We start from the raw sequence: 23240 nt of genomic DNA, 5'->3' as shown, positions 1-23240 counted from the left end.
TGCAGCAACGCGACTCAGACCTTGGCAGGCTCCAACGCCTGTATCGCCACCGATTCCAACGGCCGACCGGCTCTGCGTTCCCAATCGGCCTTCTGGTCTTCACCCACCGCGCCGACATTGAAGTATTGCGCCTGCGGGTGGGCGAAATAAAAGCCGCTCACGCTGGCTGCGGGCATCATGGCCCAGCTCTCGGTCAGCGACATGCCGATGTCCTGCGCCTGCAGCGCGGCGAACATCTCCCCTTTCACCGAGTGTTCAGGGCAGGCGGGATAACCCGGCGCCGGGCGAATGCCCCGGTACTTCTCGGCGATCAACTCGGCGTTGCTCAGCGATTCTTCGGGCGCATAGGCCCAGAACTCGGTGCGCACGCGCTGGTGCATGCGCTCGGCCAAAGCCTCGGCCAAGCGGTCCGCCAGCGACTTGAGCATGATGGCGGAATAGTCGTCGAGGTCGGCGAGGAAGGCTTTCTCCTTCGCTTCCACCCCCAGCCCGGCGGTCACGGCGAACATGCCGATGTAGTCCGCCGCCACGCCCTTGGGCGCGATGAAGTCAGCCAGCGCGCGGTTGGGGCGGGGTACGCCGTCCACCACCGGGCGCTCGGTCTGCTGGCGCAGGCCATGCCACACCATCAGCTCGCTGCTGCGGCTCTCGTCGGTATAGAGTGCGATGTCGTCATCGTTCACACTATTGGCCGGCCATAACCCGATGACGGCATTGGCGGTGAGCCAGCGGCCTTCGATCAGACGCTTGAGCATGCGCTGCGCGTCGCTGTACACGCGGCGAGCGGATTCGCCCACGATGTCGTCGGTGAGGATGTCGGGAAACTTGCCTGCCAGATCCCAGGTCTGGAAGAAGGGCGCCCAGTCGATGCAGGCCGCGATCTCGGACAGGTCGTAGTTGCGGAACACGCGTCGGCCGATGAACTTGGGCACCGGCGGCGTGTAGCCCGACCAGTCGATTTTGCTTTTGTTGGCGCGGGCGGCGGCCAGTGGCACCAAGGGCGTTACGCGCTTGTTGGCGTGCAGAATCCGCACCTTTTCGTAGTCGGCCTCGATCTCGGCGATATAGGCCGCTGCCTGATCGGACAGCAGGCTCTGCGCCACGCCTACACTGCGCGAGGCGTCGGGCACATACACCACCGGCCCTTCGTAATGCGGGGAAATTTTCACCGCGGTGTGCACCCGGCTGGTGGTGGCGCCGCCGATGAGCAGTGGCATCTTGCGGCTGCGGAAGTAGTCGTCGCGTTGCATCTCGGCGGCCACATGCTGCATTTCTTCGAGGCTCGGGGTGATGAGGCCGGACAGCCCGATGATGTCGGCGCCTTCTTCACGCGCCTTGGCCAGAATGTCCTTGGCGGGCACCATCACGCCCATGTTCACCACTTCGAAGTTGTTGCACTGGAGCACCACGGTGACGATGTTCTTGCCGATGTCGTGCACGTCGCCCTTCACCGTGGCGATGACGATCTTGCCCTTGGCGCGCACATCGCAACCGGCGGCCTGCATTTCCAGCTTCTCGGCTTCGATGTAGGGCAGCAGATGGGCCACGGCTTGCTTCATCACCCGCGCACTCTTGACGACCTGGGGCAGGAACATCTTGCCCGCGCCGAACAAGTCGCCGACCACGTTCATGCCGTCCATCAGCGGGCCTTCGATGACGTGCAGCGGCCGCCCGCCTTCGGCACGGATGGTCTGCCAGACTTCTTCGGTGTCTTCGACGATGAAGTCGGTAATGCCGTGCACCAGCGCGTGGCTCAGACGCTGGCGCACCGGCAGCTCGCGCCAGGCCAGTCGGGCTGTATCGTCTTTGGCCGCGCCCTTCACCGCTTCGGCCACTTCGAGCAGGCGCTCGGTGGCGTCGGGGCGGCGGTTGAGCACCACGTCTTCCACGCGCTCGCGCAACTCGGGGTCGAGGTCGTCGTAAACGCCCATTTGCCCGGCGTTGACGATGCCCATGTCCATCCCGGCGGCAATGGCGTGATACAGGAACACGGTGTGGATGGCCTCGCGCACCGGCTCGTTGCCGCGGAAGCTGAAACTCACGTTGGACACGCCGCCCGACACCTTGGCACCGGGCAGGTTCTGCTTGATCCAGCGCGTGGCGTTGATGAAATCGACCGCGTAGTTGTTGTGCTCCTCGATGCCGGTGGCGATGGCGAAAATGTTGGGATCGAAAATGATGTCTTCCGCCGGAAACCCCACCTGATCGACCAACAGGCGATAGGCGCGCTCGCAGATCTGCGTCTTGCGCTCGAAAGTGTCGGCCTGCCCCTGCTCATCGAACGCCATGACCACGGTGGCCGCGCCATAGCGGCGCAGCAGCCGCGCCTGGCGGATGAACTCGACCTCTCCCTCTTTCATGGAGATGGAGTTCACCACCGCCTTGCCTTGCACGCAGCGCAGCCCCGCCTCGATCACGCTCCACTTGGAACTGTCGATCATCACCGGCACACGGGCGATGTCGGGCTCGGAGGCCATGAGGTTGAGAAAGCGCACCATCGCCGCCTTGCTGTCGAGCATGGCTTCGTCCATATTGACATCGATGATCTGCGCGCCGTTTTCCACCTGCTGCCGTGCCACGGCCAGCGCCTTGTCGTACTCCCCGGCGAGGATCATGCGGGCGAAGGCTTTGGAACCCGTCACATTGGTGCGCTCGCCGATGTTGACGAACAGCGAGCCGGGGCCGACGATGAGCGGCTCGAGGCCGGAGAGTTGCAGCGGGGGCAGGGCGGGGGCGGTTGCGTCTTGGGACATGGGATCTCGATCAGTTGTCAGCCTTCGTCACCGCGCAGGGGAAGAAGGGATGAGCGCCGTTGAGACCCCAAGCCTGACCCCTGCCGCACACTTCGCGGCAGGCGCTGCAACGCTCCTTGGAGTGACCTATTGTAAATATCAATAGGAATGAGGTGCACCGGGCCTACCATGCATTCGTAAACCCATCCATCGCCATGCCCGATCGCCGACCTTCCCAGCAGTCCGTCCACGCCACTTGGGCGCCGCGCATTGCGCAGTTGCTGCTGCGTCAGCCCGGCCACCGGCTGACTGCGGAAGATGCCGTACTCATCGCCAACCAGATGCAGGTGCGCTGGATGCAGGCGGGCACGCGCTTCATTCAGCAGGATGACGACACGCACGACGGCACCATTCTGATGCTGCTGTATGGCGAGGTGAGTGTGGAGAAAGCGCCGCAGCACCAAGGCGACAGTCTGGTGGTTTCCATCGCCAAGGCCGGGCAGATGTTCGGGGAAATGGGCGTCTTGCTCGATGCGCCGCGCAGCGCGAGTTGCGTGGCCTATTCCGATGTGGCCCTGGCCGAACTCAGCCGCGAAGCGCTGGAGCGGCTGCTGGTCGAGCATCCCGCAACGGCGGCGCGTCTCGCTCTGGGCATCGCCAGCCGTCTGGCCGAGCATCTGCGCGACACCTCGAACAAGCTCACTTCGATGTCGCGCCTGGTCAGCGCCATGCACCCGGCTATTCGCGCGCAGATGCTGGGGCCGAAGTCGGGTTTTTCGGCTAGCCAGTTGGCCGATCCGACGGCGCCGGATTGAATCAAAGCCGCCCCACGGCTTCCGCAGCCAGCCAGCTCACCACGCTGGCGAGCAGAAACACCAGAAATCCGATGTTGTTTTCCATCCCCAGGCGCTCGGTGAAAAACCGGCGCAGGCCATAAACGGCAAAGGGATAGATGATGACGGAGACGAAAAATCCGGCCACGGCAAGCGTCCTGAAATCGCGGGGAATTTATTGTGTCGCGTCCGGCGGGCTGAAGGTGTGTGCGGCTGTAAAAGCGCGTTGAAAAACGAAAACCGAGGCCGGCGGCGCGTTGCGCCAGGCCAGCCCGGCGCGTCGCACCTGCAGACCGAGTTCTTCGCGCAAGGCGCGTGAAACCGGGCTGGCATGACCGTAGGTGAACTGCACAAAGCAACCGCCGGGCCGGAGTACGGAAAACGCCTCGTTCAGAATGGAGCGTTGCGTGGCACGCGGCATGGAAAGCAGGCCCAGCCCGCTGATCACCGCGTCCGCTGGGCCGCCCAGCAGGTAGCCCGAAGCCTGTGCCGCGGTTCGCAGCGCGCAGGCATCGGCCTGGATCAGCTGCAGATCAGGAAATCGCTGCCGCAGCAGACCGTGCAACGAGGCATCGCGCTCGACGACCAGCAGATTGGCGCAGTGCAAACCGTGCTCGATGAGCGCGCGGGTGAAGGCGCCCGTGCCCGCGCCGAGCTCGATCACCCGCTGCTGGGCCGGATCGCTTTCGGGCAGCAGCGAAAGCGGCTTGAGCATTTTCTGGCTGAGCTGCCGCCCTGAGGGCAGCACGGCTGCCACACCCATGGGGTCGCGTGCCCAGGCGCGCAGGAAAGTACGAATTTGCTGCCCGGCGCGCACAGGGCTCACAGGGCTGGGGGGAGTGATACTCATGCGGATACAGGACAATTCCTGAGAGTGGATCCAAATCGTGCCGTCCAGAACCCCGACGCACGCGGCGCCGAGCAAATAGCCAAGACGAACGAAGGATTTGATGCCGGTTCAGTGCCGGTCTTGGGCTTATCTCCCTGCTGTTTTTATAGTGTGAATGCCGCAACTGAGCGCAACCTTAGCATGAACTCCAACTCATCAGAACCCACCGCCGTTCACGTTTTGAATTGGCAATGGCTGGGCCGACAGGACTATCTGCCGACCTGGCAAGCCATGCGGGCGCTGACCGATGCGCGCGACGCGGCCACGCCCGACCAGATCTGGGGCGTGGAGCATCCGCCGGTGTTCACTCAGGGCCAGGCCGGTCGGCCCGAGCATCTGCTCGATGCGCACGGCGTTCCCGTGGTGCAGACCGATCGCGGCGGGCAGATCACCTATCACGGCCCCGGTCAGGCGGTGATCTATCTGCTGCTCGACATTCGCCGCCGCCGCTGGATGGTGCGCGAAACCGTGCAGCGCATCGAGGAGGCGGTGATCCGCACCCTGGCGCGTTGGGGCATCGAAGGGGTGCGCCACCCCGGTGCGCCGGGCATCTACCTCGCGTCTAGCGAGAAAATCTCGGCCCTCGGGCTCAAGGTGCGCAACGGTTGCACTTATCACGGCGTGGCCATCAACGTAGCGATGGACCTGCAACCGTTCACCTGGATCAACCCCTGCGGCTACGCCGGGCTGCGCACCCTCGACATGGCCAGTAAGGGCGCGCACGCCACCGTGGAGCAAGTCGCCGCGGCCTTTGCCGAGGAATTCGCCGCGCTCTGGCAGACGCAAGGCGGCGGGCCTACCATGAAGCCTTGAGCGTTTTTCGCCTACCGCGCCCTTTTACATGACCTCGCCGACCCCACCGCTTGCCGACCCCACGATCAAACAAAAAGGGCAGGCCAAGACCGCCCGTATTCCCATCAAGATCGTGCCCGCTGGCGATGCACCGCTGCGCAAGCCCGACTGGATTCGCGTCAAAGCGGCGGCGCCTTCGTCGCAGTTCTACGCCATCAAAGGGCTGTTGCGCGAGCACAAGCTGGTGACCGTGTGCGAAGAAGCCAGTTGCCCCAACATCGGCGAATGTTTCGGCAAAGGCACGGCCACCTTCATGATCATGGGTGACAAATGCACCCGCCGTTGCCCTTTCTGCGACGTCGGCCACGGCCGCCCCGACCCGCTCGACCCTGAAGAGCCCGGCAATCTGGCGCGGGCCATCGCGGCCATGCGGCTGCGCTATGTGGTCATCACCAGCGTGGACCGCGACGATCTGCGCGACGGCGGCGCGCAACACTTCGTGGACTGCATCCAGACGACCCGCGCGCTATCGCCCACCACGCAGATCGAAGTGCTCGTGCCCGATTTCCGCGGCCGTCTCGACAAGGCGCTCGATCTGTTCGCCGCCGGGCTTCCTGATGTGATGAATCACAACCTCGAGACCGTGCCGCGCCTCTATAAACAGGCCCGTCCCGGCGCCGATTACGCCCACTCGCTCAAACTGCTGGCCGATTTCAAGGCGCGCTATCCCGGCATTCCCACCAAAAGCGGGCTGATGGTGGGTTTGGGCGAAACCGACGATGAAATTCTCGACGTGATGCGCGACATGCGCGCGCACGGCATCGACATGCTCACCATCGGCCAGTACCTCGCGCCCACCGGGCACCATCTGCCGGTGGCGCGCTATGTGCACCCCGACACCTTCGCGATGTTCGAGCGCGAAGCGCTGGCGATGGGGTTCACCCACGCCGCCGTCGGCGCGTTGGTGCGCAGCAGCTATCACGCCGATCAGCAGGCGCATGCGGCCGGTATCTGAACCGATTTCTTGCGCCAGCGCACCGCGCTGCGAGTTCGCGGCAGCGACAATCCGGGTTCAAAATTCATTCGTTCTGGAGATCGCCTGATGAAGTTTCCCGCCTATGCGCTGGGCCTGGCTGGGCTCATTCCCTTTATCGCTCTGGGCCTTGCCGCGTGGATTGCACCCGAGACCTCGCTGACCGCCGTGGTGGTGATTCAGGCGCAATACGCTGCGGCCATTCTGGCGTTTCTCGGCGCGCTCTACTGGGGCGCAGCGCTGGTGCTTCCCGAAGGTCAGGTGCAACGTCCTTGGCTGCTGCTGGGCTGGGGCGTGGTGCTGCCGCTGTGGGCTTGGCGCATGACCTGGGCGTCGAACTGGGTGTACGGCATGACCGGGCTGTTCATCGGCCTGGCCATTGCTTATGCGGCCGATGTGATGTTGCGCAAGCAGCTTCCGTGGCCGTCGTGGTTTTTGCAACTGCGCCTGTGGCTCACGCTGGGCGCGCTGCTTGGTCTCGGTTTGACGCTGGCCCGACTTTATACCCTCAAGCCTGCGGGCTGAACAAGCCCTAATCGTCCTGGGTTGCGGCGGCGCAGGCCGCGCACAGCCCTTGCACTTCCAGCCGCGCGTGCCGGGCGACAAAACCGGTGGCCGCTACGGCCTTGGCAATGGCGGCATCCACCGCGTCGCTTTGCAGTTCTTCCACCCGGCCGCATCGGGCGCATAGCAGCAGGTGCGCGGCGTGCGGCGTGTCGGGGTGGTTGCAGCCGACAAAGGCGTTCAGGCTATCGACGCGGTGAATCAGCCCCTGCTCCAGCAGGAAATCGAGGGCGCGATACACCGTGGGCGGCTTGGCCGCGTGATCCTCGGTGGACAACTGCGCGAGCAGGTCATAGGCCTTGACCGCCTCGGTGCGCGATTGCACCAGCTCCAGCACCCGACGCCGCAGCGGGGTGAGGCGCACACCCCGGGCGGTGCACAGGGCTTCGGCATGCGACAAGGCTTCCTGATGGTGATGGTGATGAGCGGTCATGCCTGCAAGTATGCAACAAGCCGCGCGACCGGGCGGTATCAGCCCTGTTCCGGCAGATGGCCCACTTTCACGAAAATGGTGCAGCCTGACCGGCTGAACGGGGCATGCTGGCTCAGGTGCGGACTGCGCATCCAGGTGCCTGCCGGATACCGGCCGTGCTCGTCTTCGAACACGCCTTCGATCACATAGATTTCTTCTCCGCCCCAGTGCCGATGCGCGGTGAACACGGTGCCGGGCGCCCACCGCACCAGCGCGGCATGCTCGCCCGCAAAGTCGGACAGCGGTTTGACGCTCAGCCCTTGCACCAGGCCGGGCAGCCAGGGCGCGCGATGCGTGTCGATCACCACACGCTCACCATCGTCGGGCTGCATGTGACGCAATTTCACCAGCAGGGTGCAGCCCTGTTCGGTGAACGGCGCGTGGCGCGAGCCGGGAGGATTTTTCAGATAAGTGCCCACCGGGTAAACGCCGTGCTCATCGGCGAATGTGCCTTGCAGCACCAGAATTTCTTCGCCCAGCGGGTGCAGGTGTGCGGCAAAACGCGCGCCCGGCGCGTAGCGCACCAGCGAGGTGGCGCGCGCGGCTTCACCGCCGTCACGCTCGATCAATTTGCGCTGCACGCCGACCGCGGGCGAATCCACCCAGGGCAGGGCGGTCGTGTCCACCACTTCAGCGCGGGAAAAGTCGGCGCGCAGCAATGCGGGGGCAGCGGGGTCGAGCACGGCACTCATGGCGAAACCTGTTTGGTCGGCAGGATCAGCAGTTCCTGCGGGTTGACATGCGGCGGCTGGGCGAAGGCGTAAAGCAGCGCTTGGGCGATGTCGTCGGCATGCAGGGCTTCGATGGCATCACGCCGGGCCTTCATTTGATCTTCCGGAACGTTGTGGCCCCAGTCGGTGTACACCGCCCCGGGTTCGATCAGAGAAACCCGGATGCCCTCTGGCCCCAGCTCCTTGCGTAGCGCGTCGTGTAGGCCCACGACGGCGAACTTGGTGGCGTTGTAGACGGCCCAGCCTTCAATGCCGCGCCGCCCGCCCACGCTGGAAACCGTGTTGATCATCGCGCCGGGGCGGCCACGCAACAGCGGTATGGCTGCGCGCGTGCAATACAGCACCCCCCAGAGATTGGCGTCGATGGTGGCCTTCCACTCCTCGGTGCGGCCGTGCTCGAAGGCGCCGTGATAACCCACGCCCGCGTTGTTGAACAACAGGTCCAGGCCGCCGAACCGGGTTTTGACCGTTTCGAACAACTGCTGCACCTGACCTTCGTCGCCCACATCGGTGGCGACGACCAGGGCGCGGCTGCCCAGTTCATCGGCGAGGGCCTCGAGCTTGTCGGCAGAGCGCGCCGCGAGCACGACGGACATTCCTTCGGCCACCAAAGCGCGCGCGGCGGCTGCGCCAATACCACTAGAGGCGCCAGTGATGACGGCGACTTGATCTTTCAGGGAACGGATATGCATGGGGATCTCTTTTTTTGTCGAAGCCAGATGCTAGATAGAGTCGTCACGAGTTGTGGCATGATGGCGCTGTTCATACCAACCGCGCTATTGAGATGCCCGAGACGCTTCATCGACACGATCTATCAGATCGGCACTGGGAATTGCTCGAACCCCACTTGCCTGGACGAGCGGGAGTTTGGGGCGGGGTTGCGCGGGACAACCGCCAATTCATCAACGCCGTGTTCTGGATTCTTCGCACCGGTGCGCCGTGGCGAGACCTGCCCGCCTCATATGGCGGCTGGAAAAACACCCATCGGCGTTTTTGCCGCTGGCGCGACAAGGGCATTTGGGAGTCGCTCCTGGAGCAGTGCATTGATGAGCCCGATTTCGAGTGGATCATGATCGATGCCAGTCACTGCAAGGTTCATCCGCACGCAGCGGGTGCGCGGGGTGGCAATCAGGCGATGAGCCGCACAAAAGGGGGCTCAACACCAAGATACATCTGGCCGTGGATGCGCATGGTCTGCCGCTCCGAGCGGTTATTACAGAAGGTACCCGAGCGGATTGTGCAGAGGCTGAGCGGTTGATGGACGGGTTCAAGATGGACTACCTGCTTGCCGACAAAGGCTACGACAGTGACGCCATCGTGGCGCATGCCCAAGCGCAAGGCGCGCAAGCCGTGATTCCGCCACGCAAGAACCGCAAGCAACCCCGCACGTATGACAAAGCACTCTACAAACTACGTCACCTGGTCGAGAACGCCTTCCTGCATCTCAAGCGGTGGCGGGGCATCGCCACGCGCTACGCGAAAAACGTCGCCTCATTCGTTGCCGCCGTGCAAATTCGCTGCCTTGCCCTCTGGCTGCAAATCTTGTGACGACACTATCTAGNAGCTGGCCACCGTCTGGCGGCCGGACCGGATCTCGATTGGCACATCCGCCAGATAGGCTCCACTCGGCCCGCCGACCATCCAGAAACCCAGGTTGTAGTCGGTAGCCCTTGATTGCAATTGCGTCAAACTGCTATCGCCTACTCCACCGCACAGATGACTGCCGACATGCACAGGGGCCGGCGGGGTTGGCATCTGCGCCTGGGCTCCGCTGAGCATCCATGGCGCTCCGGAAAAAAGTACCGCGCATTTTTGAAGAAAAGCGCGGGTCGCTGCAGTGCGAGGTCTGGTCATGTCAATGGGCTCTTGGCTCAGGCGGCTTCCTGCGGCTTGCATCGCGGAATGATTCAGCTTCAGGAAGCATGGAAGCTACAGACTTTAGGTCTGCGTTGCGCGGATGTCTGTACGCCAGCGCACGCTGCAGTGCGTCAATGCGTCGCTCTGACCTGCCCCCTCGCGCCGTACCAACGTTAAGTCAGGAGTCCGGGTTGCAAGGTTAATTCACCTCGTTGGGGGTTGCGGGGTGAGCAGCATCGCCAGCGCGCTGGCGATGCTGCTCGGCGAATCGCGCCGGAGGTATCCGACCCAGACTGCTGTGGGGCCGCACCTCGTTGAAGTCGCGGCGCCATTCAGCAATGGTCACTCTGGCTTGGTGCAGCGTCTCGAACCATTGCTCGTTGAGGCACTCGTCGCGGAACTTGCCGTTGAAGCTCTCGATGAACCCATTCTGCGTCGGCTTGCCCGGTGCGATCAGGATGTGGCGCACGCCGCGACTCGTGGCCCAGGCCATGAATGCCTGACTGGTGAATTCCGGTCCGTTGTCGGTTCGGACGGCTGCGGGGTAGCCGCGAAATTGGGCGGCTTGATCGAGCAGGCGCGTCACGTAGGCACCGGAAATGCCGTAGTCGACCGCAATGTCCACACATTCATGGCTGAAGTCGTCGGCCACGGTCAGGCACTTCAACCGTCGGCCGCTTACCAAACTGTCGCTGACAAAATCCATGCTCCACACCTCGTTGACCGTTTTGGCCAGTTGCAGCGGCACGCGCTCGGCCGCCGCGCGCTGGACCTTCTTGCGCTTGCGCACAGCCAGGTTGGCCTGGCTGTACAGCCGATACACCCGCTTATGGTTGATGCCCGGAAATGCGGGGCGCAGCAGGTCGTGGATGCGCCGATACCCGAACCGCCGCCGGACATGCGCGATCTCAACGATCTTGCCGTGCAGTGCCGTGTTGAGCGCATCCTGCTGGGGCGCATGGCGATAGCTATCTCTGCTGAGCCCCACGAGGCAGCACGCTCGGCGCTCGGACAAATGATGCTCGCTGATCATCTTGCCAATGGCCTCGCGTTTGACCCGTGGGGCTAGATAGAGTCGTCACGAGTTGTGGCATGATGGCGCTGTTCATACCAACCGCGCTATTGAGATGCCCGAGACGCTTCATCGACACGATCTATCAGATCGGCACTGGGAATTGCTCGAACCCCACTTGCCTGGACGAGCGGGAGTTTGGGGCGGGGTTGCGCGGGACAACCGCCAATTCATCAACGCCGTGTTCTGGATTCTTCGCACCGGTGCGCCGTGGCGAGACCTGCCCGCCTCATATGGCGGCTGGAAAAACACCCATCGGCGTTTTTGCCGCTGGCGCGACAAGGGCATTTGGGAGTCGCTCCTGGAGCAGTGCATTGATGAGCCCGATTTCGAGTGGATCATGATCGATGCCAGTCACTGCAAGGTTCATCCGCACGCAGCGGGTGCGCGGGGTGGCAATCAGGCGATGAGCCGCACAAAAGGGGGCTCAACACCAAGATACATCTGGCCGTGGATGCGCATGGTCTGCCGCTCCGAGCGGTTATTACAGAAGGTACCCGAGCGGATTGTGCAGAGGCTGAGCGGTTGATGGACGGGTTCAAGATGGACTACCTGCTTGCCGACAAAGGCTACGACAGTGACGCCATCGTGGCGCATGCCCAAGCGCAAGGCGCGCAAGCCGTGATTCCGCCACGCAAGAACCGCAAGCAACCCCGCACGTATGACAAAGCACTCTACAAACTACGTCACCTGGTCGAGAACGCCTTCCTGCATCTCAAGCGGTGGCGGGGCATCGCCACGCGCTACGCGAAAAACGTCGCCTCATTCGTTGCCGCCGTGCAAATTCGCTGCCTTGCCCTCTGGCTGCAAATCTTGTGACGACACTATCTAGATCTGCGCACTGGCGCATTGCAGCGCGGCGCCAAATCCACGCGCGCGCTGTGCGGGCATGTCCGCTGGGTCGTGCACAAATGGCGTGATCGGGTTTTAAGCCGTCGCGAGGCTGGTGACTTCGTCCACGAAGGGGTCGGCCAGATGCACCCGGTTGCGCCCGGCCGACTTGGCTGCGTACAGCGCGCGGTCGGCGCGAATCAGCAGATCGTCGAAAGCGCCGTCTTCTGCCGCGGCTTGCGCCACGCCGATGCTGATGGTGATCGACAGCTCTTCAGGCTGCAGAACCCACGCCGCCGTGTGCTGGCGCAGCCGCTCGGCGGCGGCTTGCGCCGAGGGCAGTTCGGTTTGCGGCAGAAACACCAGAAACTCCTCGCCGCCCATGCGCGCCACATGATCGCTCGGCCGCGTGCCTTCGCGCAGCAGCGTGGCCAGGCCGGTCAGCACCCGGTCGCCCACGGCGTGGCCGTATTCGTCGTTGATGCGCTTGAAATGATCGATGTCGATCATCAGCACGCAAAACGGCAGGTCTTTGTGGCGGTAAGACGCCCATTCGCGCTCCAGCAACTGTTGCGCGGCCCGCCGGTTGAGCAGCCCGGTGAGCGGGTCTTTCAGCGCCAGATCGTGCAGTCTGCGTACCAACCGGGCCATCAGCATACCGCCGTAGATCAGGCTGAGAAACGAGGCGACGAGCAGCAGCGTGAGAGTGAGCAATTCGTTGAGCAGGCCATCCTCGCGGTAGTCCAGCGCCTGGCCGTTGCCAGTGAACACGGCAAAGGCGCGCCACAGCAGCGTGGCCGCAATGAACAGGGTGGGGCCATGCAGCAGCAAGGTGACGGGGCGGCCGAATTCCTGCGCCATGCTGGCGTGCACGCCCCAGACGCCGCGGGCCGCGATCCAGGCGATGAGCAGGCAGACGATGGCAATGCGCCACTCTTCCATCGCCACGGACGTGCCCGTCAGCCCGATGCCCAGAATCGCCAGACCGATGATCAGCGCGTGCTCCCGCAACCGGCCCGGACGGTCGAAAAACAATTCGCTGGCCCGTCGCGCCGCCGTGGCCGAGATGACGAGCAGCACATCCGCCAGCTGATAGCCCAGCACTTGCGGCACATTGCCGCGCAAAGCCAGCAGCAAGATGGACAGCGCGCCCAGCCCGCAGAACGCGGCCCAGTAGTAGGCGCTCTGGCGCGCCAGCCCCGCCAGCCGGGCCACCGCCAGCCAGGCCGTGGAGAACACGACCTGCTGCACAGCCACTGCCAGCAGCAGCCACTGGACGATGGTGAGGGTGTGGGGCATGAAGGGCGGTAGGCGAAGGCGCCGAAGCGGGTCAACCCCTCTTCAGCATCGAACGTGAGATCGCATTTTGCGCTGCCTTGGTGTCGGAGATCCCCCGGATTTCCTAGCGATGTATTTTTCCAACGCTACTTTCCGCAGGATCGTCTGCGCCGTACAGGCCAAAATGTAAAACAGCCGCCAGGGTGGGCGGCTGTGCAGGGGGCTATTGCTGGCCCGGCAGAGCGTTCAGCTCAGTTCCTCATACAGCGGCAGGGTGAGGAAGTCGGTGAACGTGGCGCTAGTGGCCATCTGCTCGAAGATCTGCGCGGCCTTGTCGAACTGACCCGTCGCGCCGGTGGCTTTGACCTTGGCGAGTTCCTCCGGGATGATCGCGCGCACCAGATCGGCAGTGACTTTGCGGCCGTCGCTCAGAACGCCCTTGGGGCTCTGAATCCATTGCCACACCTGGCTGCGCGAGATTTCGGCGGTGGCCGCGTCTTCCATCAGATTGTGGATGGGCACGGCGCCGCTGCCCGCCAGCCACGCGCCGAGGTAGTGGATGCCGACGTTGATGTTGTTGCGTAGCCCGGCTTCGGTGATGGGGGCTTCCGGGCGGAAGTCCAGCAAGTCGGCGGCGCCCACATTGACATCGTCGCGGGTTTTGCCGATCTGGTTGGGCGCATCGCCGAGCACGGCGACGAACTCTTCCATCGCCACCGACACCAGTCCCGGATGCGCCACCCAGCCACCGTCGTAGCCGTCGGTGGCGTCGCGGCGTTTGTCCAAGCGGATGCCCTCCATGGCCTTGGCATTTTTCTCCGCGTCGTTCTTGATGGGGATGAGCGCGCTCATGCCGCCAATGGCTGGCGCGCCGCGCTTGTGGCAGGTCTTGAGCAGCAGCAGGGCGTAGGCGCGCATGAACGGCACCGTCATGGTGATCTGCGAACGGTCGGCCAGGCAGAAGTCGTGATCCACTTTGAACTTCTTGATGGCGCTGAAAATGTAATCCCACCGGCCCGCGTTCAGCCCGGCGCTGTGCTCGCGCAACTCAAACAGAATCTCGTCCATCTCGAACGCGGCGAGGATGGTTTCGACCAGCACGGTGGCCTTGATGGAGCCCTGCGGCAGGCCCAGGGTGTTCTGCGCCAGCACGAAAACCTCGTTCCACAACCGCGCTTCCAGATGGCTTTCCATCTTCGGCAGATAAAAGTAGGGTCCGGCGCCGCGGGCCAGCAGCTCGCGGGCGTTGTGGAAAAAGAACAGCCCGAAATCGAACAGGCTGCCGCTCACCCGCTGGCCGTCCACCAGCAGATGTTTTTCGTCCAGATGCCAGCCGCGCGGGCGAACCTGCAGGGTGGCGATGGTGTCGCCCAGCGCGTAGGTCTTGCCGTTCTGCTCCAGGTGGATGGTGCGGCGAATGGCGTCGAACAGATTGATCTGCCCTTCGATCTGGTTGGCCCAGTTTGGCGTGTTGGCGTCCTCGAAGTCGGCCATATAGCTGTCGGCGCCCGAGTTGAAGGCGTTGATGATCATCTTGCGATCCACCGGGCCGGTGATCTCCACGCGGCGACGCTGCAGCGCCTGGGGCAGCGGGGCGATTTTCCAGTCGCCCTCGCGCACCGCCCGAGTCTCGGCGAGGAAATCGGGTTTTTCACCGGCGTCGAGGCGGGCAGTGCGGGCCGCACGGGCCGCCAGCAGGGACTGACGACGCGGTTCGAAAGCGCGGTGCAACTGGGCGACGAAGGCCAGCGCGTCGGGAGTGAGGATGCGGTCGAAGCCCGGCTGCAGCGGGGCGTTCAAGGTGACGCCCTGAGGGGCGGAAGGGGTTGTCATTTGGCGATCTCCGTGAGTTTGGGTGAAGGTTTGCGGCTGCCGCGTCGCAACGGATTGCGCAGCGCGTCGGCAGCCGCCCATCTTTTTGGGATGCTCAGAGTTTATGCTGCACCGCGGCATAAATCTATCCGGCTGGCGCCGAACATGCGCTAGATTGATGACTTTTACCGACCCAATTTCCGGCGAGCATGGACAAACTCAAACAGTTGGAGACCTTTGTCGCGGTGGCGACCAAAGGAAGTCTGACCGCTGCGGCGCATGCCGAAGGCGTGGCGCCAGCCATCATTGGCCGTCGCATCGATGCGCTGGAGGCCCGTCTGGGCGTGAAATTGCTGTTGCGCACCACCCGGCGCATCAGCCTGACCGACGAGGGCAGCGCCTTTCTCGAAGATTGCCAGCGCCTGCTGGCCGAGCTGCAGAACGCCGAGGCCAGCGTGAGCGCGGGCGGAGTGAAGGCCAGCGGCCATCTGCGCATCACCGCGCCGGCGGGTTTTGGCCGCCGCCACATCGCGCCGCTGATTCCCGGGTTTCTCGACCAGCATCCCGAGGTGAGTCTGTCGCTCGACCTGACCGATCGTCTGGTCGATCTGGTCAACGAGGGCTACGACTGCGCCGTGCGCGTGGGCGATCTGGCCGATTCTTCGCTGGTCAGTCTGCGGCTGGCCGACAACCGGCGCGTGTGCGTGGCCGCGCCCAGCTATCTGCAACGTCACGGCACTCCGGCCACACCGTCCGATCTCGCCCGTCACCAATGCCTGGCGTATTCATCCGTGAGCAGCCAGCCGCGCGGCTGGATGTTCCAGGCCGAGGGCGAGATCCTGCATGTGCGCGTGGCGGGTCGCATGGACTGCACCGATGGCGCCGTGCTGCACCAGTGGTGTCTCGAAGGCCGGGGCATCGCCTGGCGTTCGCTGTGGGAAGTGGGCGCCAGCCTGGAGCAAGGCAAGCTCGTGGCCCTTCTAGAAGACTTTGCCGCGCCGCCTAACGGCATCTTCGCGGTCTTCACCCAGCGCAAGCATCAGCCCCTGCGGCTGCGCCTGTGGCTGGACTATTTAAAACACCATTTCACCCAGCCGCAGCGGGCGCCGATGTGAAACCGGGGCTCAAGCCTGCCGCGCCAGCAGATTGTCGATGAGTTGGTGCAGCTCGGCGAAGTTGGGCGTGCCGACGTACTGCTTGACGATGTGGCCCGATTTGTCGATCAGAAAGCTCGTCGGCGTCAAGCGCACATCCTTGAAGGCCTTGGCCGCCTGCCCGCTGGCATCGAAGGCCACGGTGAACGGTAGCTGGCGCTGCTGCACAAAGTTGCGCACAAACTCAGGGTTGTCGTAGCTCATGGCCACGGCCACGAGGTCGAAGCCTTTGGGGTTGAGCTGGTCGTAGGCCTTCACTAGCTCGGGCATTTCCCCCACGCAAGTGGTGCAGCTCGTTGCCCAGAAATTCACCAGCACCACCTTGCCGCGATAAGCCGAAAGATCGACCGTTTTGCCGTCGAGCAGGCTGAAGCTCGCGTTGGGCGCCTCGGGTTTTTGATCCAGCGCCGACCAGCCGAGATAGCCGCCCACGGCCAGAACGGCCAGCACGATGACGGCGATAAGCGATTTGGACAGGGGTTTCATGAAGGCGCCTACAAAAGAAATTCAAAACAAATACAGCAAACCGATTTTAGGCCGCTCAAGCCCTGCGGCATGCAACCCCGCGCGCCTCACGGCAATTCCGGGTATTCGCAAACAATCCGGGTTCAATACGGCAACACAACCGGCTGGCTCAGCGCCCAGTTGCGTTGCCAGTCGGCCAGATACTGCGCAGCCAGCTCGGGCGCATTCCACACCACCAAGACGTTCTCGGCATTGCGATGCGCCGCGGAGTAGGTGTAGTTGAAGCTGCCGGTCTGCACGGTGCGCCGGTCGATCACCATGTATTTGTCGTGAAAGATGGGATAGACGTCGACCGAGCGCACGGCGATGCCCGCGTTGCGCAGAATGCCCAGCGCGTGCCGCGCGTAGCGGGCGTCTTCATCGAAATTGCCTTTCCAGTCCACCAGCACCTGCACTTGTACGCCGCGTTTTTTCGCCTGGACCAGCGCGCGGGCCACGTCGGACGAGGTGAACAGATAAGCGGCCATCTGAATGCTGCTATGCGCCTGATCGATGGCCTGCAGCACCAGCGCCAGCGCGCCGCCCGAAGGCGAGAAGGCGCTGGAGACAGCGGCCTGCGTCGGCAGGGCGAGGGCTTGAGGCGCGCGGGCCTGCGCTGGCAGCGCGCAGGCGGCGGCGAGCAGGGCGCAGGCCAGCAAGCGGGCGCAGAGAGAACGGGTGCAAAGAGCTTTGAACGACATGATGAATGCGCATGAAAAAGCCCGGCTGCGCCGGGCTTGGACCGCGGGCGATTTCGGCCCGTGGTGTCGTCAACTTATTTCAGGTGCGCGCTGACCAGTTTGGTCATCTCGAACATGCTGACCTGATCCTTGCCGAAAATCGGCTTGAGCTTGGCATCTGCGTTGATCATGCGCTTGTTCGCTGCGTCTTGCAGATTGTGCTTCTTGATGTATTCCCACAGTTTTTTCACCACTTCGGTGCGCGGCAGCGGCGTGGTGCCCACGACGGCGGCCAGATGCGCCGAGGGGGTGAGCGGTTTCATGAACGCCGCGCTGGGCTGACGGGTTGTTTTAGCGGCGGTCGCCTTTTTTGCCGCGGGTTTTGCAGTGGCCATATTGAGTGCACTCCGAGAAGTTGAGCTTGTTATCCACTGGCGTCAGCGGCCCGTTAGGGGGTACTGCGCGCCGTGCAGATTCACCGTTGTCATGGATTGCGGGCTGGACAGTCCGGCCCGCTAAAAAGTTGAGCCGATCCAAGCCTTCCGGATCTGCATGACTGCGCCCCGATCGGCGCCATCGTGCCGGAGGATCGTGCTCAACCAGCCGCATATTAAGCCGAGTGCGCGGGTGTCCGACGCGGCATGGGCGGTTTTTTGCGTTTTGCGCGTTGTTTTGTTGTCTTGTGGGCGTCTGATATGCCCACCCCGAAACCCTTCGCTTCGCTCGGCTCTCCCCTCAAGGAGCAACAAACTCTTGGGGCGGCCCGGCGAGTTTGTTCAGAGCGCACCGGGGAACCGCGACTGTGCTCTGCAGCGAGGGTCACTTTTGCTTACACTCGCTGCGCCAATTGGCCCTGCGTTTTTCCGCCCATCCGTTTTACTCAGCCAGGAGTCTGTTTCATGAACCCAGCCTCGTTGCATCCCAAAAAGCTGTTCGCCGCCGTGCTTGCCTGTGGTCTGTTGGCCAGTGTGCCGGCGCAGGCGCAGTTCGCCAAACCGCAAGACGCGGTGAAGTACCGTCAGTCCGCCTTCATCGTGATGGCGGCGAGTTTTGGCCGCATCGGCGCCATGGTGCAGGGCAAGGCACCGTTCGATGCCAAGGCCGCGCTGCAAAACGCCGAAGTCGTGGCCTTCATGTCGCATCTGCCGTGGCAGGCTTTCGGCCCCGGCACCGACTTGCCTGATTCGCACGCCAAGCCTGAAATCTGGAAAGAGATGGACAAGTTCAAGGCCGATGCCAACAAGCTGCAGGAAATGACGCCCAAGCTGGTGGCCGCCGCCAAGACCGGCAAGCTCGACGAGATCAAGGTGGTGTTCGGCGAAACCGCCAAGACCTGCAAGGCTTGCCACGACGCGTTCCGCGAAGAACTCTGAGCGTTTTCTGGGGTTGTCCAGTCCCGCACAAACCCGCCGTCGGCGGGTTTGTTTTTTCAGAGCGTGAGCGTGCCAGTGATGAGGGGTTGCACCGCACCACCGACCCAGACCTGCCCGGCGGCATCGCGTTCAATGTGCACCCGACCGGCGCGTCCCAGCTTCGCGCCTTGCGCCGCTACATAGGCCGAAGGCAGTACGCCACAGCCGATCAGCCACTGCGCCAGGCTGGCGTTGAGGCTGCCGGTCACGGGGTCTTCGGGCACGTTCAGCGCTGATCCGAAGAAGCGCACTTCGATTGCGGCGTCCCCTCCCGCAGCGTGCCGCCCCGCCATGCCGACGTTCACTCCCAGACGTTTGAGCGCGGCATGATCGGGCTCCACCGCGAGCACACGTTCGGCGCTGCGCAACCAGAGGCAGAACCAGCGCGGCCCGTTGTCCAGCCAGGCGCTGCGCTGGATGTCGTCGCGCTCCAAGCCCAGGGCTTGGGCCACGTTGTGCAGCAAAGTGGGTTCGATGGGGATTTCGCGCATCGGCGGCGCCGCAAAGGCGAGTTGCTTCGCGCCCGATGCATCAGGGGCCGCGACGCGAACCTCCACCAGGCCGACGCCGCATTGCTGGATTACCACGCCATCGCGTCTGGGCTTTCTTCCCAGCTGAAGCCAGGCGGCGCAGCTGCCCAAGGTGGGGTGCCCGGCAAAGGGCAGCTCTCCTCCCGGCGTGAAAATGCGCACGCGGTAGTCGGCCTCAGGCGCGCTGGGCTTCAGCAAAAACGTGGTCTCCGACAGCCCGAGCCAGCAGGCGATCGATTGCAGGGTGGCCGCATCGAGGTCGTCGGCCTGGTCCACCACGGCCAGGGGGTTGCCGCGCAGCGGCGCGGGGGCGAAGACGTCAAGCTGTAAGAACGGATGTGTCATGGCGTGGTTCTGGCGGGTGTGTTGCGGAGAAGACTTCACCCAGGCGGGCAATGGCGGTCTCGATCTGCGCGGGCGTGGCGGTGGCGTAAGACAGCCGCAGCGTATTGCGCGGCACGGCGCCCGCGGCGTAGAACGCCGTGCCGGGCACGTAGGCCACTTTGCGTTGCAGCGCCAGCGGCAGCAGCGCGGTGGCGTCGGCGTCTTGCGGCAGAGACAGCCAGATGAACATGCCGCCTTGCGGCGTTTCCCAATGCACGCTGCCGGGCATGTGGCGGGACAGGGCGGCGAGCATGGCGTCGCGCTGCGCGCGGTACAGAGCGCGGATGTGCGGCAGTTGCACATCCAGCAGCCCGCCTTCGAGCACCTTGAGCACCAGGCGCTGCGTCAGACTGGAGGTCTGCAGATCGGCGGCCTGGCGCGCCAGGGCCATCTTGGCAATCACCTCGTGCGGCCCATGCACATAACCCAGACGCAGCCCGGGAGACAGCACTTTGGAGAAGGTGCCCAGCACAAGGCTCTGGCCGGGAAGCTGCGCCGCCACTGGCGCGGGTGGCGGGCCGTCGAACCACAGATCGCCGTAGGGGTTGTCTTCCACCAGGGCGATGGGGCGGCCCCGCAAGGCCCGCGCCCATTGTGTGCGCCGCGCAGCCGTCATGGTCTGTCCGGTGGGGTTACGGAAGTTGGGCTGCAGATAGACCATGCGCGCGCCGCCATGCGCCGGATCGTCCAGCGTCGGCAGTGCGCCCCCGGCGTCTTCGTCGAGATCGGCAAAGCGTGGGCCGTAGGGCGCGAAGGCTTGCAGCGCGCCGAGGTAAGTCGGGCGTTCCACCAGCACGGTGCTGCCGGGGTCGATGAGCACACGTCCCACCAGATCGAGGCCCTGCTGCGAACCGCTGGTGATGAGCACTTCGTCGGCCTGGGCCTCGATGCCCTGTGCGCGTAAGTGCGCGGCCACCCACTCGCGCAAAGGGGCAATGCCTTCGCTCGGGCCATACTGCAGCGCCCCCTGGGCCTGCGTGTCGAGGACGTCCACACAGGCCGCGCGCAGGGCCTGCACCGGAAAGCTCTCCGGGGCGGGTAGACCGCCAGCCAGCGAGATCATGCCCGGCTGTTCGGTGAGATTGAGCAGCTCGCGGATAGGCGAAGGGGTGTAGTGCGCGCTGCGCTGCGACAGGGTGAGGGTCATGCGTCAACTCCGGGAGTCAGGGATAGGACTTGGAACGGGACGAGGAACAGGACGCGACGCATCATGCACTGGCATGCGCCGCGCGACAAAAACGACGGCCAGCACCGCGCTGGCGAACAACAGGGTGGTGGCATCGAGCACTTCATGCAGCAAGGCTGCCGCGGCCAGCATCGACAAGAAAGGCTGCAGCAGTTGCAACTGCGAGATGCGCACGGTGCCACCCAGCGCAAGAGCCCGGTACCAGGCCAGAAAACCCAGCCACATCGACACCACGGCGACATAGGCGAAGCCGCCCCAGGCCGGGAGCTGCACCGGGGCTGCGGGCCGCAGCCACCACGCCGCAGGCACGGTGATGGGAAGGCTGAGCACCAGCGCCCAGCCGATGACCTGCCCGGCAGGGCGAGACCGCGTGAGGTGGCCGCCCAGGGCATAGCCCACCGCAGCCGACAGCATGGCACCCACCAGCAGGCCATCGGCCCAGTGCAGATTCAAGGCGAAGTGTCCGGTGCCGTGCAGCAGGGTGTAGGCCATCACCAGGGCCGCGCCCAAAATGGCGCAGAGCCAGAACCCGGCAGACGGCCGCTGGCCCGCCAGCAGCGCGCCAAGCGCTGCGGTAAACAAGGGCAGCAGCGCCAGAATGAGCGAGGCATGCACCGCATCGACTTCGCGCAGGGCGATGGAAGTCAGCAGCGGAAAACCGAACACCACGCCGCCAGCCATCGCGGCCAGCAGAGCCCAGTCGCGGCGGCTGGGCAAGGGCGCGCGCTGCCACACCAGCCAGACGGCTGCGAGCACGCCCGCAACGGCCGCGCGACCGAGCGCCACGAACTCGGGCGAGAGTTGCGGCGCCTGCGTCGAGCCGACGGCCAGGCGCGTCATCGGCAGCGAGAGCGCAAACAGACCCACGCCCAACAGGCCCAGAGCCAGCGCTTCGCCCTGCGCGGAGATCGGTGGCTGCTTTCGAACGGCGGGTGTGGGTGGTGTGGACATGGAACGCAGCTTAGGGTTCAATGCGATACACCACCAATACACTTAATGAGTACAAAACAGCCTCTGTATGGATGAGATCGCCAATACAGTGAACTTGGGTCCCGAGGCGGGGACGCTGCAGCGCCATGCGGCGACCACCTTGGCGGAGCAGCTCAGCGCCCAGTTTTCCGCCCGCATCCGCAACCGCTTGCTGCCCCCGGGCAGCCGCCTGCCGTCGGTGCGCGAATGCGCTCGGCGGTACGGGCTTAGCACGCAAACCGTGGTGGCGGCGTATGACCGGCTGCAGGCCCTCGGGCTGGTGGAGGCGCGCGCGCAGCGTGGGTATTTCGTTCGGGCGCCCGGTGACACGCCCGTGCTGGCGCGGCCTAGCGCCACGCAGGCCGATGCCGCTGCGCCCATGTTGGCGCCGACGCACGCTACCGCGCTGGTGCGCGGCATGTTTCATCAGATGGGGGCGGGCGCTGCGGTGGCGCTGCGCGGCGCGCCCGGTTCCGGTGTGTTGCCCGCAGCGTGGCTGGAGAGTGCGGCGCTGGGCGCGGCCTTGCGGCGCATCGCCCGCGCGAACGAACTGGGGCAGGCGTCGCTGCACTACGGGGATCCGCTGGGTGATCTGGCTTTGCGCGAAGCCTTGTCGCGGCAATTGGCCGGCTTGTCTCTGCAAGTGCCGCCGCAGCAGATTCTGACCACCAATGGCGCATCGCAGGCGCTCGATCTCGTGTTGCGCGCCCTCACCCGCCCCGGCGACGCGGTGCTGGTCGAAAGTCCCGGCTGGGCGATGCAGTTCGCGCAGATGGCGCACCACGGGCTCAAGCTGCTGCCCGTCCCCCGCGGGGCCGATGGCCCCGATCTCGACCTCCTCGATCAATTGGCCCGCGCCCACGCGCCGCGTCTGTTCGTCTGCGTGAGCGTGTTGCACAACCCCACCGGGCAGAGCCTCAGCGCGGCCAGCGCACACCGCGTGCTGCAGCTCGCGCAGCGCCACGGCTTTCAGGTGGTCGAAGACGATGTCTATGCCGCGCTGGCCGAGCCCAGCAGCCCGCGCATGAGCGTGCTCGATCAACTGGAGCACACCATTTATCTCAGCGGGTTCTCCAAAATCCTCGCGCCCGGCTGGCGTGTGGGCTTTGTCGCGGCGGCGCCCGCCGTCATCGACCGTCTGATCGATCAGAAGTTGCTCGCCGTGCTCACCACGCCCACCCTCACCGAGCGGGTGCTTGCCCATGTGCTGGGACAGGGACAGTTGCGGCGCACCACGCAACAGGTGCGCGACCGGCTGGACGCGGCGCGTGCACGCGCGGTGCGGCTGGCCGAGAAAGCGGGCTGTCGCTTCGTCACCCCGCCACGCGGCCTGCTGGGTTGGGTGGACACCGGCGTGGACACGGCCACGCTGTCACAGCGCCTGCTCGACGCCGGTTATTTGCTCGCGCCCGGCCACCTGTTCGACCCGCAGCAGCAGCCTTCCACCCGCATGCGCATCAACTTCACCCAGACGCAGGACGAGGCGTTCTGGCGTGCCTTTGCCGCCGCGCGGCGCTAAAGCCGT

The 23240-nt window shown here is 64.6% G+C and carries 23 protein-coding genes, 1 pseudogene and 1 riboswitch; of the genes and pseudogenes, 9 read left to right on the top strand and 15 right to left on the bottom strand.

Annotation, left to right across the window (positions count from 1 at the left end):
* Positions 1-14: 14 nt before the first annotated feature.
* The gene (gene metH, locus BIO17B3_RS07200) at positions 15-2753 is read right to left on the bottom strand and encodes a methionine synthase (RefSeq protein WP_156053589.1); all 2739 of its coding nucleotides are present in this window, start codon (positions 2751-2753) and stop codon (positions 15-17) included.
* Positions 2754-2797: 44 nt separating this feature from the next.
* A riboswitch (S-adenosyl-L-homocysteine riboswitch) is annotated at positions 2798-2877 on the bottom strand.
* A 70-nt stretch (positions 2878-2947) separates the two neighbouring features.
* On the opposite strand from metH, the gene BIO17B3_RS07195 reads away from it, so the two are divergent.
* A complete protein-coding gene (locus tag BIO17B3_RS07195) occupies positions 2948-3547 on the top strand; it encodes a Crp/Fnr family transcriptional regulator (protein WP_156053588.1) in 600 nt (199 codons plus the stop codon).
* A gap of 1 nt (position 3548) precedes the next feature.
* On the opposite strand, the gene BIO17B3_RS07190 is transcribed toward BIO17B3_RS07195, so the two are convergent.
* Together BIO17B3_RS07190 and BIO17B3_RS07185 are read right to left on the bottom strand one after the other, a co-directional pair.
* Positions 3549-3713: a hypothetical protein gene (locus BIO17B3_RS07190; protein WP_013107202.1), complete on the bottom strand. Its 165-nt coding sequence runs from the start codon at positions 3711-3713 to the stop codon at positions 3549-3551.
* 27 nt (positions 3714-3740) lie between these two features.
* A complete protein-coding gene (locus BIO17B3_RS07185) occupies positions 3741-4415 on the bottom strand; it encodes a class I SAM-dependent methyltransferase (protein WP_156053587.1) in 675 nt (224 codons plus the stop codon).
* Between the two features lie 180 nt (positions 4416-4595).
* Between BIO17B3_RS07185 and lipB the strand changes: the two genes are divergently transcribed.
* The 3 genes from lipB (at position 4596) to BIO17B3_RS07170 (ending at position 6804) form a co-directional block, all read left to right on the top strand.
* Positions 4596-5267: a lipoyl(octanoyl) transferase LipB gene (gene lipB, locus BIO17B3_RS07180; RefSeq protein ID WP_156053586.1), complete on the top strand. Its 672-nt coding sequence runs from the start codon at positions 4596-4598 to the stop codon at positions 5265-5267.
* 28 nt (positions 5268-5295) lie between these two features.
* Positions 5296-6261, top strand: a complete 966-nt coding sequence (lipA, locus tag BIO17B3_RS07175) for a lipoyl synthase (RefSeq protein WP_013107199.1) — start codon at positions 5296-5298, stop codon at positions 6259-6261.
* 87 nt (positions 6262-6348) lie between these two features.
* Complete coding sequence (locus BIO17B3_RS07170; RefSeq protein WP_013107198.1) at positions 6349-6804, top strand: DUF3429 domain-containing protein; 456 nt, start codon at positions 6349-6351, stop codon at positions 6802-6804.
* 7 nt (positions 6805-6811) lie between these two features.
* On the opposite strand, the gene BIO17B3_RS07165 is transcribed toward BIO17B3_RS07170, so the two are convergent.
* Genes BIO17B3_RS07165 through BIO17B3_RS07155 form a run of 3 tightly spaced genes read right to left on the bottom strand, consistent with a single transcriptional unit; the run spans position 6812 to position 8738 of the window.
* On the bottom strand, positions 6812-7276 hold the full coding sequence (locus tag BIO17B3_RS07165) for a transcriptional repressor (RefSeq protein ID WP_156053585.1): 465 nt from the start codon (positions 7274-7276) through the stop codon (positions 6812-6814).
* Positions 7277-7314: 38 nt separating this feature from the next.
* The gene (locus BIO17B3_RS07160; RefSeq protein WP_013107196.1) at positions 7315-8007 is read right to left on the bottom strand and encodes a cupin domain-containing protein; all 693 of its coding nucleotides are present in this window, start codon (positions 8005-8007) and stop codon (positions 7315-7317) included.
* Complete coding sequence (locus tag BIO17B3_RS07155) at positions 8004-8738, bottom strand: SDR family oxidoreductase (protein WP_156053584.1); 735 nt, start codon at positions 8736-8738, stop codon at positions 8004-8006. The genes BIO17B3_RS07160 and BIO17B3_RS07155 overlap by 4 nt, the downstream gene beginning before the upstream one ends.
* A gap of 92 nt (positions 8739-8830) precedes the next feature.
* Between BIO17B3_RS07155 and BIO17B3_RS07150 the strand changes: the two genes are divergently transcribed.
* A protein-coding gene (locus BIO17B3_RS07150; protein ID WP_156052812.1) for an IS5 family transposase occupies positions 8831-9594 on the top strand; the annotation gives its coding sequence in 2 pieces (ribosomal slippage) (positions 8831-9203 and positions 9203-9594; 765 coding nt in all).
* A gap of 508 nt (positions 9595-10102) precedes the next feature.
* Here BIO17B3_RS07150 and BIO17B3_RS07140 read toward each other — a convergent pair.
* Positions 10103-10972 (bottom strand): annotated as a pseudogene (locus tag BIO17B3_RS07140) (IS3 family transposase); the annotation flags it as partial.
* Positions 10973-11030: 58 nt separating this feature from the next.
* Here BIO17B3_RS07140 and BIO17B3_RS07135 point away from each other — a divergent pair.
* A protein-coding gene (locus BIO17B3_RS07135; RefSeq protein ID WP_156052812.1) for an IS5 family transposase occupies positions 11031-11794 on the top strand; the annotation gives its coding sequence in 2 pieces (ribosomal slippage) (positions 11031-11403 and positions 11403-11794; 765 coding nt in all).
* Between the two features lie 108 nt (positions 11795-11902).
* Here BIO17B3_RS07135 and BIO17B3_RS07130 read toward each other — a convergent pair.
* Both BIO17B3_RS07130 and aceB read right to left on the bottom strand, forming a co-directional pair.
* Positions 11903-13105, bottom strand: a complete 1203-nt coding sequence (locus tag BIO17B3_RS07130) for a diguanylate cyclase (RefSeq protein WP_156053582.1) — start codon at positions 13103-13105, stop codon at positions 11903-11905.
* Positions 13106-13330: 225 nt separating this feature from the next.
* Positions 13331-14917, bottom strand: coding sequence for a malate synthase A (aceB, locus tag BIO17B3_RS07125; RefSeq protein WP_156053581.1), 1587 nt, complete (start codon positions 14915-14917; stop codon positions 13331-13333).
* 188 nt (positions 14918-15105) lie between these two features.
* Between aceB and BIO17B3_RS07120 the strand changes: the two genes are divergently transcribed.
* On the top strand, positions 15106-16011 hold the full coding sequence (locus tag BIO17B3_RS07120) for a LysR family transcriptional regulator (RefSeq protein WP_156053580.1): 906 nt from the start codon (positions 15106-15108) through the stop codon (positions 16009-16011).
* Between the two features lie 9 nt (positions 16012-16020).
* Here BIO17B3_RS07120 and BIO17B3_RS07115 read toward each other — a convergent pair whose 3' ends face one another.
* The 3 genes from BIO17B3_RS07115 to BIO17B3_RS07105 all read right to left on the bottom strand — a co-directional run bounded on the left by BIO17B3_RS07115 (position 16021) and on the right by BIO17B3_RS07105 (position 17629).
* The gene (locus BIO17B3_RS07115; protein WP_156053579.1) at positions 16021-16536 is read right to left on the bottom strand and encodes a peroxiredoxin; all 516 of its coding nucleotides are present in this window, start codon (positions 16534-16536) and stop codon (positions 16021-16023) included.
* Between the two features lie 122 nt (positions 16537-16658).
* On the bottom strand, positions 16659-17255 hold the full coding sequence (locus BIO17B3_RS07110; protein WP_156053578.1) for a phospholipase D family protein: 597 nt from the start codon (positions 17253-17255) through the stop codon (positions 16659-16661).
* A 74-nt stretch (positions 17256-17329) separates the two neighbouring features.
* Positions 17330-17629, bottom strand: a complete 300-nt coding sequence (locus tag BIO17B3_RS07105; protein WP_156053577.1) for an SWIB/MDM2 domain-containing protein — start codon at positions 17627-17629, stop codon at positions 17330-17332.
* 504 nt (positions 17630-18133) lie between these two features.
* Here BIO17B3_RS07105 and BIO17B3_RS07100 point away from each other — a divergent pair.
* Positions 18134-18607: a cytochrome c gene (locus BIO17B3_RS07100; RefSeq protein WP_013107188.1), complete on the top strand. Its 474-nt coding sequence runs from the start codon at positions 18134-18136 to the stop codon at positions 18605-18607.
* A 56-nt stretch (positions 18608-18663) separates the two neighbouring features.
* Here BIO17B3_RS07100 and BIO17B3_RS07095 read toward each other — a convergent pair whose 3' ends face one another.
* The 3 genes from BIO17B3_RS07095 to BIO17B3_RS07085 are packed head-to-tail and all read right to left on the bottom strand — an operon-like array spanning position 18664 to position 21697.
* Positions 18664-19521 (bottom strand): PhzF family phenazine biosynthesis protein, encoded by an 858-nt coding sequence (locus BIO17B3_RS07095; protein WP_156053576.1) that lies wholly within the window; start codon positions 19519-19521, stop codon positions 18664-18666.
* Entirely contained in the window at positions 19496-20707 is a 1212-nt protein-coding gene (locus BIO17B3_RS07090) for a PLP-dependent aminotransferase family protein (RefSeq protein ID WP_156053575.1), read from the bottom strand. Before BIO17B3_RS07090 ends, BIO17B3_RS07095 begins: the two co-directional genes overlap by 26 nt.
* Before the next feature lie 3 nt (positions 20708-20710).
* Entirely contained in the window at positions 20711-21697 is a 987-nt protein-coding gene (locus BIO17B3_RS07085; protein WP_156053574.1) for a DMT family transporter, read from the bottom strand.
* 67 nt (positions 21698-21764) lie between these two features.
* Between BIO17B3_RS07085 and BIO17B3_RS07080 the strand changes: the two genes are divergently transcribed.
* Positions 21765-23234, top strand: a complete 1470-nt coding sequence (locus BIO17B3_RS07080; RefSeq protein WP_156053573.1) for a PLP-dependent aminotransferase family protein — start codon at positions 21765-21767, stop codon at positions 23232-23234.
* Positions 23235-23240 lie beyond the last annotated feature (6 nt).

The organism is Thiomonas sp. OC7, from assembly GCF_900634595.1.
In the GTDB taxonomy this organism is placed as follows: domain Bacteria; phylum Pseudomonadota; class Gammaproteobacteria; order Burkholderiales; family Burkholderiaceae_C; genus Thiomonas; species Thiomonas arsenitoxydans.
This window is presented reverse-complemented; position numbering and strand designations above follow the sequence as displayed.

Bases quoted from the DNA above. Each gene is read 5' to 3' on its own strand.
- BIO17B3_RS07185 (WP_156053587.1), bottom strand. From the start codon at position 4,415: ATGAGTATCACTCCCCCCAGCCCTGTGAGCCCTGTGCGCGCCGGGCAG.
- BIO17B3_RS07195 (WP_156053588.1), top strand. From the start codon at position 2,948: ATGCCCGATCGCCGACCTTCCCAGCAGTCCGTCCACGCCACTTGGGCG.
- BIO17B3_RS07095 (WP_156053576.1), bottom strand. From the start codon at position 19,521: ATGACACATCCGTTCTTACAGCTTGACGTCTTCGCCCCCGCGCCGCTG.
- BIO17B3_RS07110 (WP_156053578.1), bottom strand. From the start codon at position 17,255: ATGTCGTTCAAAGCTCTTTGCACCCGTTCTCTCTGCGCCCGCTTGCTG.
- BIO17B3_RS07115 (WP_156053579.1), bottom strand. From the start codon at position 16,536: ATGAAACCCCTGTCCAAATCGCTTATCGCCGTCATCGTGCTGGCCGTT.
- BIO17B3_RS07160 (WP_013107196.1), bottom strand. From the start codon at position 8,007: ATGAGTGCCGTGCTCGACCCCGCTGCCCCCGCATTGCTGCGCGCCGAC.
- BIO17B3_RS07130 (WP_156053582.1), bottom strand. From the start codon at position 13,105: ATGCCCCACACCCTCACCATCGTCCAGTGGCTGCTGCTGGCAGTGGCT.
- aceB (WP_156053581.1), bottom strand. From the start codon at position 14,917: ATGACAACCCCTTCCGCCCCTCAGGGCGTCACCTTGAACGCCCCGCTG.
- BIO17B3_RS07100 (WP_013107188.1), top strand. From the start codon at position 18,134: ATGAACCCAGCCTCGTTGCATCCCAAAAAGCTGTTCGCCGCCGTGCTT.
- BIO17B3_RS07085 (WP_156053574.1), bottom strand. From the start codon at position 21,697: ATGTCCACACCACCCACACCCGCCGTTCGAAAGCAGCCACCGATCTCC.
- BIO17B3_RS07120 (WP_156053580.1), top strand. From the start codon at position 15,106: ATGGACAAACTCAAACAGTTGGAGACCTTTGTCGCGGTGGCGACCAAA.
- lipA (WP_013107199.1), top strand. From the start codon at position 5,296: ATGACCTCGCCGACCCCACCGCTTGCCGACCCCACGATCAAACAAAAA.
- lipB (WP_156053586.1), top strand. From the start codon at position 4,596: ATGAACTCCAACTCATCAGAACCCACCGCCGTTCACGTTTTGAATTGG.
- metH (WP_156053589.1), bottom strand. From the start codon at position 2,753: ATGTCCCAAGACGCAACCGCCCCCGCCCTGCCCCCGCTGCAACTCTCC.
- BIO17B3_RS07090 (WP_156053575.1), bottom strand. From the start codon at position 20,707: ATGACCCTCACCCTGTCGCAGCGCAGCGCGCACTACACCCCTTCGCCT.
- BIO17B3_RS07155 (WP_156053584.1), bottom strand. From the start codon at position 8,738: ATGCATATCCGTTCCCTGAAAGATCAAGTCGCCGTCATCACTGGCGCC.
- BIO17B3_RS07165 (WP_156053585.1), bottom strand. From the start codon at position 7,276: ATGACCGCTCATCACCATCACCATCAGGAAGCCTTGTCGCATGCCGAA.
- BIO17B3_RS07105 (WP_156053577.1), bottom strand. From the start codon at position 17,629: ATGGCCACTGCAAAACCCGCGGCAAAAAAGGCGACCGCCGCTAAAACA.
- BIO17B3_RS07080 (WP_156053573.1), top strand. From the start codon at position 21,765: ATGGATGAGATCGCCAATACAGTGAACTTGGGTCCCGAGGCGGGGACG.
- BIO17B3_RS07170 (WP_013107198.1), top strand. From the start codon at position 6,349: ATGAAGTTTCCCGCCTATGCGCTGGGCCTGGCTGGGCTCATTCCCTTT.